Here is a 13,629-nt window from a genome sequence, read left to right as displayed (position 1 = left end):
CAACATTATCCTATTTACGCCAGCGAGTCCTTACTCCCCTGCTCCGATTTGCTGCTGGTTCCGGCGATTGTCTCCCGCATGGCGGTGTCGGCTTGGACGTTTTTTAGGTTGTAATAATCGAGCGCGCCAATGTTCCCTTCGCGCAGGGCTTCGGCCATTGCCAGCGGCACTTGCGCTTCGGCTTCCACCACTTTTGCGCGCATTTCGTGAACACGTGCTTTCATCTCCTGCTCCACCGCAACGGCGGCGGCACGACGTTCCTCGGCTTTTGCGCGAGCCACGTTCAGGTCGGCCTGGGCTTGGTCCGAGGCAAGTTTTGCGCCAACGTTTTCGCCAACATCAACGTCGGCAATGTCAATCGAAAGGATTTCGAAGGCGGTTCCGGCATCCAAGCCTTTTTCCAGCACTGTTCTGGATATCCGGTCGGGGTTTTCCAGCACCAAGCTGTGGGTATCGCTAGAGCCGATGGTGGTGACGATCCCTTCGCCAACGCGAGCAATCACGGTGTTTTCGCCCGCGCCGCCAACAAAGCGGTCCAGGTTTGCGCGAACCGTCACTTTTGCCACCGCACGGACCTGAATTCCGTTGCGTGCCATTGCCGACACCGGCGGCGTTTCAATCACTTTTGGGTTGACGGAGATTTTCACCGCTTCCAGCACGTCGCGCCCGGCAAGGTCAATCGCGGTGGCTTTTTCCCAGCTTAGGTGAATCCCCGCTTTGTCGGCACTGATAAGGGCGGCAACCACTTTCTGCACATTCCCGCCGGCAAGGAAGTGCGATTCCAACTTGTCCGTTGTTGTTGGGATACCTGCCTTGTGGGCAGTAATCATCGAGTTCACGATCACCGCTGGCGGAACCTTGCGGATGCGCATTCCAAACAGCTGGAACAATCCAACGCGAACCCCAGCAAACAGGGCGGTCATGAACAACCCCACTGGAATGAAATAGAGGAACATCATGATCAAGATGATTCCCCCAACCACGATGATGATCGGAATTAGTGCTGCCATGCCGTCCATACTTGTTTGCCTTGTTTGTTGTGATTGTGTGATTGCAACCGCTGCTATCCTGCGCACAAACCGCCCCGGCGTATCGGGGCGGTTTCTCTTTTATCAAACTCCATCAAGGAATTGCATCCTCTGCTTTGAAATGGCTGCTTTCCCGCTCGGCAATGGTGCTTGCGCTGGGAGGGTTAGGAACCGGAAGCGAGGGGTCATCCACCGGAAGCAGGTCAAGCTCCGTTTGCTGGATGATGTAATCCACCACTGCGCGGTGGTCCTGGCCATTCTCGTTCCAGACCTTCAGCTGGCGGGCGGCTCCGGTTCCGTTGTCAAGGATGTCGTAGATATACTCAATCTGCTCGCGCGAGCCAAGATCGTCAACAACATCATCCACAAAGTTCAGCAGCTCGCGAATCAAGTCCCGGGTCTGCTTCTCCTTCTGCCTGCCGAAGTCAATCAGCTTGCCATCAAGGCCGTAGCGGACCGCACGCCATTTGTTTTCCATGATCAGCGCACGGCTATACACACGGAAGGAAAGATTTTTCCGGTAGAGCGCGAACAGCTTGGCCGCAATGGCTTGGATTAAGGCGGCGATTGCCGTGGTCTCCCGAATGGTCATCGGAAGGTCGCAGATGCGAACCTCGAGCGTTGGGAAATTCGGATGTGGGCGGATATCCCACCATATCCGTTTTGGGTTATCAATGCACCCGGTTTTCACCAGCAGCTTGCAGAAGTTCTCATACTCCCCCCAGCTCTGGAACGGGTCGGGGATTCCGGTGCGTGGGAACCGCTCGAAGACTTTCGAGCGGTAACTCTTCAAGCCAGTCTCGATTCCGGTCCAGAACGGGGAGTTGGTGGTCAGGGCAAGGATATGCGGCAGGAAATACCGCATCTCGTTCATTACCTTGATCTGCGTCTCGCGGTTCTCGATTCCGATATGGATGTGCATCCCAAAAATCAGCAGCGAGCGCGCCAGCACCTGCATATCTTCCACCAACAACCGGTAGCGGTCGTCGGGGTAGATCTCCTGTTGCGCCCAGTGTGAGGTTGGGTGGGTGCTTGCCGCGCCAATCTTCAGCCCGTTTGCGGCGGTCAGGTTGCGAACGATTGAGCGGATGCTTCGCAGCTGGGTGAACAACTCCTGCGAATTCTTGCAGATGTTGGTCCCAATCTCCAGCATTGACCCATGCATCTCCGGTTTCACTTGCTCCTCCAGCACGGCCTTCCCTTTGGAAAGAAGCTCGAACTGAAGGTGCGATTGCAGCTCCCGTGTTTCGGGATGGATCACCATGTACTCCTCTTCCACACCAAGCGTGAAGCTCGGTTTTTGGTAGGGATCGGTATCCGTGTAGGTGTCTTGGACGTAGCCTTCCATGCGTTGTCGTCCGTATGTTCAAAAGTGGGTTACTTCTTCGTGCTTTTCTTTGCTGGGCGGGCTGGCTTTTTTGCTGCGGAAGCGGGCGCAGCCGCGGGCGCGGCCACCGTCTCGGTTTGCCCAAACAGGAAACGGCTCCAGCGATATTCATCGGGCGTTGCGCGCCCTTTCAGTGCCTGGTTAATGGCGTAGGTTGCCACGGTCTCCACAAACCATTGGAAGTTTTCATCCCCCACCGACGTTGCCTCGGCATCGGGCGCGGGGTTCATAAAATCAATGGCGTAGGGGATTCCGTCGCGGACGGCAAACTCCACGGTGTTGATGTCGTAGCCAAGCGCGTCGCACAGCTTGATGCAGTCCCCGGTCAAGCGGGCGTGCATCTCGGGCGATGGCGCGAACGGCGCAACATAGCGAAGATGATGCGGGTTGCGCGGCTCGTACGGCATGATGTGAACATACTGCCGCCCAACACAGTAGCAGCGGTAGTATTCCTCGAACTCAATCCCTTCCTGCAAGGTCATGCACAACTGCCCGGTTTGGTTGTAGGCGTTGAAGAACTCATCAATGGAGTTGACCTTATAGACGTGCCGCCACCCGCCGCCATCGAACGGCTTCAGCCATGAAGGGAACCCAACGTAGTTGAAAATCTCCTCCCAATTCAGCGGGTAGATCAGGTTCCGCATGGATTGGCCGGTGGTGTTTGGCGGATGCTGCTTGTGGGGAAGCAACACCGTTTTGGGGACGGCAACCCCCAACTTCTTTGCCAGGGCGTAGTTGAAAAACTTGTCGTCGGCGGTCCACCAGAATGGGTTGTTGATAACGCGGGTTCCATTCAGCACGGCGTTCTTCAGCATCGAGCGGTAGAACGGTATATCCTGCGAGATTCGGTCAATAATCACTGTGTATTGGCTGATCTCCTCCAGCGTCACCCCACCAACCTGCACAAACTCTGCGCGGACATCGCCCCCGCGACGGTTGATGGCTTCCACTAATGCCGGCGGGAACGTCTGCTCCATGCCAAAAAGTACGGCGACTGTTTCCATGATGATTGCTTCCTGATATGTTGAACGGTATTGGTTGGACGACGGTTGAGATTGAGGTAGCGCCCCATGATTGCCCCAAATGTGGCCACTATGCCGGGGCCTACGGGCGGTACATCGGTAGGCGGAAAGAACGTGGGCGCAATCTGAAGAAACTCTTGGACGTGAGCAACGGGTCATAGGCAATGATTGGTTATTTTCGTGCGGAAATTTTCAACATCACTGGCTTCAACAACCAAATTCCTGCCCATGGCTTCTACCTTCTCGTTCGATATCGTCTCGGAAGTTGATCTTCAGGAGGCCGATAACGCTATCAATCAAACCCAAAAAGAAGTTGCCCAACGCTACGACTTCAAAGGGGCCAACGCCACCGTCGAGCTTGACCGCAAGGAGAAAACAATCCAGCTTGAGGCCGGCGCCGAGTTCCAACTGAAGCAGCTGGTGGACATCGTCGAGTCCAAGCTGGTGAAGCGCGGCATTGCCCTGAAAGCCTTGAAGTATGGCGAAATCGAGCAAGGCTCGCGCGGGTCCGCACGCCAGAAAATCTCCCTGGTCTCCGGCATTGATAAAGAAAACGCAAAACAGGTGACCAAGCTGATAAAGGAGAGCGGCGCAAAGGCCCAAGCGCAGATTCAGGATGAGCAAGTGCGGGTCACCAGCAAATCGAAGGATGACCTGCAAACGGTGATCCAAGCCTTGCGCAACGCCGATCTGCCAATCCCCCTTCAGTTTGTGAACTACCGGTAACCCAGCCCCCACCCCACCCTGCGGCGCATGATGCCAACTCTTTGGATCGCTCTTCTTCTGCTTGTTGTTTCCCCCGTTGCTGCGGCGGCGCAATCGGCCACGCCGCAGCTTCGGGACATCACCGTCCACCCTTCCGATTCCAAAGCGATGATCACCTTCCTGTTTACCGGGAAGGTGAAAACGGTGGTGGTGGAGCCAAAGGGGAACGGCGTGGCGCAGATTCGGATGCAATCCGTTCGGGCCGAGCAGAAGGCGTTGAACTCGGGGGTTGTTCGGCCCGGCGTTCGCTCAATCCACGCCCACATCGAGCGAACCGACGTGCTGGTGGCGAACATCACCTTTGCCCGCCCCGTTGCCAGCATGAACGTGGCCAAACGGGACTCAACTACGGTGGTGATCGTGGTGCTTCACCCCCCTTCTTCGGCAACCGGTGGGATAGCCTTGGCAACACCGAAGAAATCAGAAACCCAAAGCACAAAAAGCAGCGAGGAGCCTTCTGCCCAATCCGCCACAACGGGCAACGCCAGCACCCGCAAACGCTGGGCATTGAACACCATCATCATTGACCCCGGCCACGGCGGAAAGGACCCGGGCGCGTTGGGAATTGGCGGAGTAAAGGAGAAGGACGTAACCCTGGCCACCAGCAAAAAAATTCGGGACGAACTGAAGAAACTGATGCCAGGAGTGAAGGTGGTCCTGACCCGCGACGATGACACCTTTGTGGAGCTGCACCGGCGCGGGCAGATTGCCAACAGTGCTGGCGGGAAGCTGTTCGTTTCCATCCACTGCAATTCCATGCCGGAGAAACCACACCCGGCAAGCGGATTCGAGTGCTACATCCTTCGCCCGGGAAGAAGCGGCGACGCAGCCAACGTTGCCCAGCGGGAAAACAGCGTGATAAAACTGGAGTATGGCCAAGAAAAATATGCGGGCATGGCCACCGAGACCACGATCATGGCCGCAATGGCGCAAAGTGCGTTTGCACGATTCAGCGAGACGCTTGCCCAGCGGATTCGCGAATCGGTCCGCACCGCCGACTTGCTTCCCGATCGTGGCGTTCATCAAGCGGGGTTCCTTGTGTTGGTGGGCGCGTCCATGCCTTCGGTTCTGGTTGAGCTTGGCTACTTAAGCAACGAACACGATGCCGAACTGCTGGGGAGCAAAACCGGCCAGCAGGCACTTGCGCGGTCGGTTGCCAAAGGGATCAAGGCGTACGCGATGGAGTACGAATCGGTGATTGAGGATCGGTGAGCTTCCCTTGCTTGGCCGGAGGAGCTTGGCAAGAAGATTTTTTTGGACAGATTTGCAATCGAACTGCAAATCTGTCCAGTTTTTTTTCATGCTCATACCACGCCAAAGTGCCGGGTACGCCCGGCAGCTTGCCGAATGGTTTCCGGTGCTGGTTGTCACCGGGCCGCGGCAATCGGGGAAAACGACACTTGTTCGCCAGCTGTTCCCCAACCTCCCGTACCGTTCGTTGGAGGACCCCGACGTTCGCGCCTATGCCGAGGAAGACCCGCGCAGTTTTCTGGGAGTGGGCGGGATGATTGTTGACGAGATTCAACGGGTCCCGGGGTTGCTCTCCTACATCCAAACCATTGTTGACACCTCCCCGAGCGCATCATTTATCGTTACTGGTTCCCAAAATTTTGCACTGCTGGAAACCATCACCCAATCGCTTGCCGGGCGGGTTGGTTTGCTGACGCTGCTTCCCTTAAGCATTGCCGAGCTGCAGGCCGGTGGGCATCCCACAAAGAGCTTTGAGGAAGCCGCCACGCTTGGCGGGTATCCACGAATTTTTGAGCGGGGAATGCCCGCCAGCGTCTTCCACGCCAACTACGTTGGGACCTACCTTGAGCGGGATGTTCGGATGCTGAAGAACATTGGGGATTTATCAACATTCCAGCGGTTTGTGCGGCTGTGCGCCGGGCGGGTTGGGCAATTGCTGAACCTGTCATCGCTGGCCACCGATGCAGGGATTTCGGTGAATACTGCCAAATCGTGGATGTCGGTTCTGCAAGCGGGGTACATCGTTCAGCTGCTTCAGCCGTATCATAAAAACTTCAACAAACGGCTGACAAAATCTCCGAAACTCTATTTCCTGGATACCGGCTTGGCGTGCTGGTTGTTGGGCATTGAGCACCCCGATCAATTGGAACGCCACCACGCACGCGGGGCGATATTCGAGAACCTTGTGATGACCGAGATATGGAAAGAGATGCTGAACAGAGGGCGGCGAGTAGAAACGTATTTCTGGCGCGACCATCACGGCCTTGAAGTTGATTGCTTGATTGAAGATGGCCAGAAGCTGCGGGCTGTTGAGATGAAATCCACCGCGACGATCACCCCCGACCTGCTGCGCGGGCTGAAACGCTGGCAAGAACTTGCCGCAAACGAAAGCACCGAGGCAACGGTGATCTACGCCGGCCCCAACACGGAGCGGCGCGGGGAAATTCGGATACTTCCCTACCACAACGCAGCCGAGCTTCTTCAGCCGGAACCGGGGTAACGGCTCCGATTATCAATCCCGACGAAGGTCGGGACGGCTGCCCGCAAAAACTCTCGAAGCGTCCCCCTCCAACGGAGGGGTGCCCAACAGGGCGGGGTGGGTTCGGGGCGAGCACCGAATGGGCGGCGGTTTCCGTTGGCCGCGGAAGGCTCTGATCCTGAGATTCGGCAATGGATGCGGTTTCGTGGGTGTCCCCAACCCACCCCCCAGCCCCCTCCCGAGAGGGGGAGCCGCGCATCCATCAATCCCGACGTAGTCGGGGTAGCGGCCCCGACCTCCGTCGGGATTGATAACAGGTCTTTAGCCTGCCCAGGATCGAAGATGACGCCGAAGGCTAAAGACCTTCGGCTACCCGTGTGGTGGTGACCTTTGAATCCCACCTCACTCCTGTTTTGGAATAATTTCCAGATCCTTCAGTATTCCCTGCAGGGCCTCCATTCGGGATTTCATCATTGGGTAGTTTGGGTCGCGGCTTTCAAGATTCAACGCAAAGATTGCCGCCCCCTGCGACCGCTCCACCCACCCGACAATCCACCCAATCTGCACCTTCCCAACGCTCCCCCAACCGGTTTTTGCACGCAGGCGATAGTGCGGCGTGTCGCGCTGCAGCATGATCTGCTTCACCAACTCGGTGGTCCGTTTGGAGAAGCCAACCTTCCCCTCGTACAGCCGCCGCAAAAACTCCACTTGCTGGTCGGGAGAGATTTGCAGCTGACCATTTAACCAAAACGTGTTAATCCCCCCGTGGATATTCTGGTTTCCATAGCCCTCACGCGACACCCACATCTGCATCCGCTCCTGGCCAATCCGCCGTGCAAGCTCTTGGTAGAACCAGACGGTGGAGTTGCGGAACGCCTCGGCGATTGTTTGGTCGTGGTTCCAGTTTTGGATTGGGCGAACGACGCTATCCCAGGGGAGCGCGAAATTGGTGTCGGGGGCAACGCCGGTTTCCAACGCCACCAGCGCGTTGAAAATCTTGAAGGTGGATGCTGGCAAAAAACCTTTGGCGCAACGGGCTGGGTTGTAGCGGATTACCCGGTTCGCCGAAAGGTCGTGGAGCACGAACGCGCCGGAATCGGCCCCGACTTGTTGGAAATATCGCCCAAGCTCGGGCCGCTCGATGCTTGAAGCGTCAGCGGTTGGCCGCCCGGCAGCAGGCGTGCTTGCCGATGCCGGCGATGGTGGATTTGGTGAAAGCTGTTCCTTCCGTGAGCAAGCAAGCAAAACGGAGATGCTTGCCAGCAGCACCATTGCACGAATGGTCATGTGGAGTTTTTTTTGATGATGCGAAAGGGCTTCAGCCTGTTTTGTTTTTTTGATTGTTGATCGGGATGCCTCCCGAACTCTCCCGAAGCGTTCTCCTTCTTCGCCCTGAAGGGGCATTCTATCACAGCCCAGGGCAACGCCCTGGGAATCGTCCCCCGAACATCCCACCGCCCTGAAGGGGCAGATCCATTCACCAATCATTCACCGACCGCACCCATTGGAAATCCACACCCTCAACAACATCTCCAACCAGATGGAGGTCGCCCCTTCAGTTCCCAGGGCGACGCCCTGGGCTGGCATCGGTCGCCCCTTCAGGGCTGGTGTTGCACGGGGTCTCGCTCTGATACCGCCGAAGGCTACAGACCTTTTAGCAATCCCGACGAATGTCGGGACGGCTACCTCTTCCGGTGATCATCCTGACGAAGTCGGGGTAGCGGCAGGTCTTTAGCCTGCCCAGTCAGATGCCGCCCAGAGGCCGAAGGCCGAAGATGACACCGAAGGCTAAAGACCTTTTATCAATCCCGACGGAGGTCGGGACGGCTACCCTTGCGGTGGCAACTCCGACGGAGGTCGGGACGGCTACTCATTCCGACGAGGCAGAGCCGCTACCCGACCTCTACTCCCCACTCTTCCAATCTTGCCGGGAGCAAGCCATTATTGGGCTATCAGTAGCGGTTCGGTCCGAACCCGTTCTCCGTCTCGCATCACTACAAGGTAGTGGCCATTGCTTAGCTCTCCAATATCTACTTTGCGCTCTCCTACTGCTTCATTCCCCTCATATACCGCCAAAACTTCCCGACCCATCATATCTACTATGCTTACTTGCAGAACACTCTTGCTGACCGTTTTCCATGATACCGTTACCGCACTTCCCGCCGGATTGGGATAGCACACTATCCCCCCTTCTTGAATATCCTTCTCCCCTGTTATCCCACTATTGCTCATTTCTGGCATTGGCCAAAGATATAAGCTGTCAGTGCCTCCATCAACGGCTGCGATATACCGCTGGTCAGGGCTTACGCTAAACGCTGCAACCAGCTTTCGGGATTGCCAGACCCTGAGCAATTCTCCTGTATAAACATCCCAAATATTGAACTTTGCTTGTACACCGGGAGTGACAACATATTTTCCATCTGAAGTAACAATACCCCCCAACATACCTCCTTTCATTCCTGCGAATGTGACCTTTTTCTCCCCTGTATTGATATCAATTAAATAAAATCGAGGCTGGACAGTATAGCCGCCCAAAGAATATGTGACAATAATAAGGTCTGTGTTAGGTACAAATGACACAGATCTTATTGTGGTATCATTGCTAACAGCAATTTTGTTTATTGATTTCATGTCTTCTACGTTAAATACTTCTACTTCACCTCGTTTCAAACCAAAAGTTGCTACTCGCTTAGAAAGTTCATCAAACGCAACTTTTATGTGCATCCGGATTTCGGGAAACTCTTTCACCAGTTCTCCAGTATTTGGATCCACAATTATGGGTGGAAGTGACTCATATGTGCTTGACATTACTAATACAAATAGGTATTTCCCATCCTCAACAAACCGTATTGATGCTGTATTATAAAACGCTAATATAGGTGGTAATTCTACTGTTTTTTCTATTTTTCCAGTAGATGCATTAATGTGATCTAACAGAATGATATAGTACTTTCTCCATTTCGTCGAATCATATTTTTTGATGATTCTTCCTGCACTTACGATCATCTTTCCATCTGGACTCCATGTAAAAGCAGGTTCTATCTCCCCGGATGAGTCGCTGACCCAAAGGTGTTCGCCGCTCTCCACATCAAACAGATGGAGCAAGCCATCTCTGCCACCAATCACCACTTTTTTCCCATCAGAAGAAAATTCAGGAGTCGTGAAACTTCCCCCTCCAAATCCATTTGGAGCGGTCAGATACCTTACGTTATTGGTTCCAAGGTCTATTTGGGCTGGGCAAAAGCCAACGATGCTTAACAGCATCACTGCAAGAAGAGAGAGTTGTTTCATGGGTATGATCCCTTTGGTTAATAGCTGTGTTTAGTTTGCTTGTCCGTTCTTTTTTGTATGTACTCAAAACAGGATGGTTTGCGAGAATCAGAATTTCGCACCAGAACCGCCGCGCCCTCCCCCTGCTTCGCTGCGTCCCCCCAATGCTGGGAGGAAACGGGTTTAGCTGTTGCTCCCTGTCTCTCGGAAACTCACGCCACCTCTGCCGGCCCCTCCCCCAGCATTGGAGGAGGCGGGGAGGGGGCTGCTGCGTTGGCGGGTTGGTAGATTCCACCGTCCCTCGTATCACCCCCACCCAACCCTCCCCCGCTGGGCAGGGGAGGGCTAAAGACGCCGAAGGCTAAAGACCTTCGGCTACCTTTTATCCATCCCGACGGAGGTCGGGGCGGCTACCCCATTCCCCCCTCAATCCATCACGAAGGCGTTTCTTCTGTTTCCGTTTTGGTTCCGCCTTCCACGGCGCGGGCGGTGAATCGGCGGATGAGTTCTTGCACGTCAATTCCGGCAACGCTTCTCAGCATCTCCGGCGCGGTGGACATCAACGATGTCACGTAATTGCTGACGCGGGCGGCCCCTTCGCCGTGGCCAGTGTCCACCACTGTTATCTTGTCAATGCTCCGCAACGGCTCGGCAATTCGCCCGGCAAGCTCCGGCATCATCTTCACCAGAATATCCAACACCGCCGCCTGCCCAAACTTCTCGAACGCTTCGGCCAATTTCTGCTTGGCTTCGGCTTCGGCAAGGCCTTTTAGGCGAATCACATCGGCTTCGGCAGTGCCGCGTGCGCGCTCGGCATCGGCCTGGGCCAAGCCTTCCAGCCGTTGCTGCTCGGCTTTGGCGCGTGCCTCGGCCTCGATTCGATATTGCAAGGCTTCGGCTTCGCGCATTTGGCGGAGCTTCGTGGCCTCGGCACTTTGCTCAATGGCGTAGCGTTCGGCATCGGCCTTCTTTTTCACTTCGGCGTCGTACTGGTTTGCGCGGCGGCGGATCTCCTTTTCTTCCAGCTCAATCTCACGCTCCTTCCGTGTTAGCTCCACCTGCATCTGGTTTTCGGTGACGGCTTGTTTGGAGCGTGCTTCTTGGATAAAGTAGGCCTGGTCGGCTTCGGCCTTTGCCGTGTCCTGCTCCCGTTTGAAGGTGGCAATCTGGAGTTCTTTTTCCTTGTTGGCTTCGGCAACGCGGGTGTCGCGCAGCAGTTCGGCTTTCATTGCCTCTTCATCGGCGACGGCTTTTTGCACTCGGGCATCGCGGTAGGCTTGGGCTTCGGCGATTTCGGCTTCGCGTTTTACCGCCGCAATGCGGGGCTTGCCCAATGCCTCAAGGTATCCGTGCGGGTCGCGGACATCTTTGATGGTGAAGGCCACAATCTGCAAGCCCATTTTCTTCAGGTCCAACGCGGCAACGCCTTGAATTTCCTGGGCGAACTTGTCGCGGTGGCGATAGACTTCCTCGACGGTCATCGCCCCCATAATCGCGCGCAGGTGGCCCTCCAAAACCTCGCGAGCTTCGGCCTCCAATGCATCTGGCGGCTTGGTTAGGAATTGCTCGGCAGCGGTGGCAACGTCCTCCACCGAGCTTCCCACTTTCACGATCGCCACGCCATCGGCAAGGATGGGAACACCTTGCGAGGTATAGACCACCTCCGGCGTTCGGACCTCAAGTTTGTGAGTAAGCAAGGAGAGTTTTTCGTAGCGTTGGAACACCGGCAGAATGAACGCGCCGCCACCGCGGACGATCTTGATCCTTCGCCCGCTTGCGTCCTCCACCACGTTGCTTCCGGTTAGCGCGGCACCGGTGACGATCAGGGCTTCATCGGGGCTGACGGTTTTGTAGCGTGAGGAAAATGCCATCAGCAAAAACAGCACCGCCGCCACCACGATTGCCGGAACAACCAAGTACACTGGAATTTCCATCTCTGTCTTCTCCGTGAAATGTGAATGTGAGCGTGAATGTGAGTTGGGTTATCAAGTTGGGTTATGAATCAGCGAACGGGACCACCGAAACCGAGTCGGGCGAGGATTCCACCACAACGACTTCGGTCCCTGTGGGAATCTGGGTTCCATCGTTGCTGCGTGCAATTTGGCAGACGTTGCCGCCGCCAACGCCCAGCATCACTTCGCCGTAGCCATCGGCGGGGATTGGGATTGTGACACGGGCGGTGCGGCCAACAAGCTCCTTCATCGAAAACGCCACCGAACGCTCGGCCCGCTGCATCGGGCGGACGTACAGGAATTGAATGGCTGCCGAGACCAAGAACGCAGCGCACAGGCTAACGGCCAATCCCGCCAACACCGCCAGCGATGAATAGGCCACAACCAAAACGCCAGCCCCCCCAAACGAAGCCACAAACGCCGCAATGGTGGTGGTGTTTAGGAAGTCGGCCCCGCCAGTTTCCAGCAGGCCATCAAGGTCCGGCGCGTCGCCAGCGAAGAAGGTGACAAGCGAAAAAAGAAGGCCGATACCGAGGCATATCCAGTAGAGTTCGATCATGGCTTCTTCGGGATTTGTTTGCGCGTGCTGTTGGAACTGTTCAGCGTGGGTCCGCCGCCGATTCTTCGGAAAATTTGGCAACGTACAGAATGCCCTCGCGGACCTCCACCACCACCGCCTCGGCAGATTTTGGCAGATAGAGATGATCGGCACTGGCGGCGATTTGGACGGTGTTTCCGCCCCCCATGTTCAGCATAATCTGCCCATGCCCATGCTCCGGAACGGGAACGGTGATGATGCCGATACGCCCCACACAATCGTGAATGCTGAAGGCAACGGAGGCTTCGGCGCGGTCCATCGGGCGGACGAACAGGAAATGCACCAGCACCGACATCAAGATTGCCAAGCAAACCGCTAATGTTACCTGCGGGCCAGCGGTTAGCGTGGTGTAGGTGGCCAGCAGCACCCCGCCGCCGCCAAAGGCTGCAATCCCGGGAACAATCGTCGTGGGGTTCAAAAACGATGTGTGGTGGTGGCCATGCACACCCCCCACGTGATGCCCGCCACCATGATGAACATGGCCATGATGAGCATGGCCAACAGCATGGCCCGCCCCATGATGCCCCATGTGCGAAAGCAGATGGTGCGCCCCTTTCATGGCGTGCACACCTTTTAGCGCGTGCCCCCCATGCCCGCCCCGGATACCCAGCAGCGAGACCGCCGAGAAAAGCATTCCTCCAACCAAACACCCCCAATAAACCTCAAGCATACGCAACCCCGTTAATGGGTGGATATTTTCAGCATCGGCTTAGCCCATTCCCAAACGGAACGAAAGGCCAAGATAGAGCATCGCCACGGCAATTATTGTCACCAGAATAATATGCGAAGCAAGGAGCGGTAATTTTTTTGGAGTTAATGATGGAATAATAAATACCCGTGCATGAATCGCCAACAGAACAGTGCAGAGGAGCAAGATAATTTTCGTGTTAATTATTGCGTAGTGAACGGTTTCAAAGGAGAACCATTCAACTTGATAAATATGCGCCATCCATACTCCCGTGATTACTTGCAAGGCCAATGCCGGCAGCCCCAACGCCTCATAATGATGCTCGAAACCAACAATCGGCGCGGTGCTTTTTTCTTGCAATGCTTTGGGGAGATACCGGATTGCAAGAATTAAATGGCCACCCACCCAAATGGTGGCACCAAGCACGTGAATAATAACCAGCCAGCGGAGCATAATTCTTTTTTGTGTTG

At 55.7% G+C, this 13,629-nt stretch carries 12 protein-coding genes; 3 read left to right on the top strand and 9 right to left on the bottom strand.

From position 1 onward, the window contains the following. Positions 1 to 14 precede the first annotated feature (14 nt). The 3 genes from floA to IPM61_13695 all read right to left on the bottom strand — a co-directional run bounded on the left by floA (position 15) and on the right by IPM61_13695 (position 3,419). Positions 15 to 1,019 (bottom strand): flotillin-like protein FloA, encoded by a 1,005-nt coding sequence (floA, locus tag IPM61_13705; GenBank protein ID MBK8912372.1) that lies wholly within the window; start codon positions 1,017 to 1,019, stop codon positions 15 to 17. 103 nt (positions 1,020 to 1,122) lie between these two features. Next, positions 1,123 to 2,376 carry a carboxylate-amine ligase gene (locus tag IPM61_13700; protein MBK8912371.1) on the bottom strand — a complete coding sequence of 418 codons (1,254 nt, stop codon included), beginning with the start codon at positions 2,374 to 2,376 and terminating at the stop codon, positions 1,123 to 1,125. Positions 2,377 to 2,405: 29 nt separating this feature from the next. After that, positions 2,406 to 3,419: a hypothetical protein gene (locus tag IPM61_13695; GenBank protein ID MBK8912370.1), complete on the bottom strand. Its 1,014-nt coding sequence runs from the start codon at positions 3,417 to 3,419 to the stop codon at positions 2,406 to 2,408. A 246-nt stretch (positions 3,420 to 3,665) separates the two neighbouring features. On the opposite strand from IPM61_13695, the gene IPM61_13690 reads away from it, so the two are divergent. The 3 genes from IPM61_13690 to IPM61_13680 all read left to right on the top strand — a co-directional run bounded on the left by IPM61_13690 (position 3,666) and on the right by IPM61_13680 (position 6,672). Next, entirely contained in the window at positions 3,666 to 4,163 is a 498-nt protein-coding gene (locus tag IPM61_13690) for a YajQ family cyclic di-GMP-binding protein (protein ID MBK8912369.1), read from the top strand. A gap of 27 nt (positions 4,164 to 4,190) precedes the next feature. Beyond that, entirely contained in the window at positions 4,191 to 5,414 is a 1,224-nt protein-coding gene (locus IPM61_13685) for an N-acetylmuramoyl-L-alanine amidase (GenBank protein ID MBK8912368.1), read from the top strand. Between the two features lie 88 nt (positions 5,415 to 5,502). Then, positions 5,503 to 6,672, top strand: coding sequence for an ATP-binding protein (locus IPM61_13680; GenBank protein MBK8912367.1), 1,170 nt, complete (start codon positions 5,503 to 5,505; stop codon positions 6,670 to 6,672). 381 nt (positions 6,673 to 7,053) lie between these two features. Here the strand turns inward: IPM61_13680 and blaOXA are convergent, their stop codons facing one another. The 6 genes from blaOXA to IPM61_13650 all read right to left on the bottom strand — a co-directional run bounded on the left by blaOXA (position 7,054) and on the right by IPM61_13650 (position 13,612). Beyond that, positions 7,054 to 7,938, bottom strand: a complete 885-nt coding sequence (gene blaOXA / locus IPM61_13675; GenBank protein MBK8912366.1) for a class D beta-lactamase — start codon at positions 7,936 to 7,938, stop codon at positions 7,054 to 7,056. Positions 7,939 to 8,592: 654 nt separating this feature from the next. After that, positions 8,593 to 9,942 (bottom strand): T9SS type A sorting domain-containing protein, encoded by a 1,350-nt coding sequence (locus IPM61_13670; protein MBK8912365.1) that lies wholly within the window; start codon positions 9,940 to 9,942, stop codon positions 8,593 to 8,595. A gap of 413 nt (positions 9,943 to 10,355) precedes the next feature. After that, positions 10,356 to 11,855: a flotillin family protein gene (locus IPM61_13665; GenBank protein MBK8912364.1), complete on the bottom strand. Its 1,500-nt coding sequence runs from the start codon at positions 11,853 to 11,855 to the stop codon at positions 10,356 to 10,358. A 61-nt stretch (positions 11,856 to 11,916) separates the two neighbouring features. After that, a complete protein-coding gene (locus tag IPM61_13660) occupies positions 11,917 to 12,432 on the bottom strand; it encodes an NfeD family protein (GenBank protein ID MBK8912363.1) in 516 nt (171 codons plus the stop codon). A gap of 40 nt (positions 12,433 to 12,472) precedes the next feature. Beyond that, positions 12,473 to 13,105, bottom strand: a complete 633-nt coding sequence (locus tag IPM61_13655; GenBank protein ID MBK8912362.1) for a hypothetical protein — start codon at positions 13,103 to 13,105, stop codon at positions 12,473 to 12,475. Positions 13,106 to 13,180: 75 nt separating this feature from the next. Then, positions 13,181 to 13,612 carry a CopD family protein gene (locus IPM61_13650; protein MBK8912361.1) on the bottom strand — a complete coding sequence of 144 codons (432 nt, stop codon included), beginning with the start codon at positions 13,610 to 13,612 and terminating at the stop codon, positions 13,181 to 13,183. Positions 13,613 to 13,629: the final 17 nt, after the last annotated feature.

It is taken from the genome of Chlorobiota bacterium (assembly GCA_016710285.1).
Taxonomy (GTDB): Bacteria; Bacteroidota; Ignavibacteria; order OLB7; family OLB7; genus OLB7.
Note: the sequence above shows the minus strand (reverse complement) of the source record. Positions and strands in the feature narration are given on the sequence as shown.

Coding starts and splice junctions, on each gene's coding strand:
- IPM61_13670 (MBK8912365.1), bottom strand. CDS start 9,942: ATGAAACAACTCTCTCTTCTTGCAGTGATGCTGTTAAGCATCGTTGGC.
- IPM61_13685 (MBK8912368.1), top strand. CDS start 4,191: ATGATGCCAACTCTTTGGATCGCTCTTCTTCTGCTTGTTGTTTCCCCC.
- IPM61_13660 (MBK8912363.1), bottom strand. CDS start 12,432: ATGATCGAACTCTACTGGATATGCCTCGGTATCGGCCTTCTTTTTTCG.
- IPM61_13650 (MBK8912361.1), bottom strand. CDS start 13,612: ATGCTCCGCTGGCTGGTTATTATTCACGTGCTTGGTGCCACCATTTGG.
- IPM61_13695 (MBK8912370.1), bottom strand. CDS start 3,419: ATGGAAACAGTCGCCGTACTTTTTGGCATGGAGCAGACGTTCCCGCCG.
- IPM61_13655 (MBK8912362.1), bottom strand. CDS start 13,105: ATGCTTTTCTCGGCGGTCTCGCTGCTGGGTATCCGGGGCGGGCATGGG.
- IPM61_13690 (MBK8912369.1), top strand. CDS start 3,666: ATGGCTTCTACCTTCTCGTTCGATATCGTCTCGGAAGTTGATCTTCAG.
- blaOXA (MBK8912366.1), bottom strand. CDS start 7,938: ATGACCATTCGTGCAATGGTGCTGCTGGCAAGCATCTCCGTTTTGCTT.
- IPM61_13680 (MBK8912367.1), top strand. CDS start 5,503: ATGCTCATACCACGCCAAAGTGCCGGGTACGCCCGGCAGCTTGCCGAA.
- floA (MBK8912372.1), bottom strand. CDS start 1,019: ATGGACGGCATGGCAGCACTAATTCCGATCATCATCGTGGTTGGGGGA.
- IPM61_13700 (MBK8912371.1), bottom strand. CDS start 2,376: ATGGAAGGCTACGTCCAAGACACCTACACGGATACCGATCCCTACCAA.
- IPM61_13665 (MBK8912364.1), bottom strand. CDS start 11,855: ATGGAAATTCCAGTGTACTTGGTTGTTCCGGCAATCGTGGTGGCGGCG.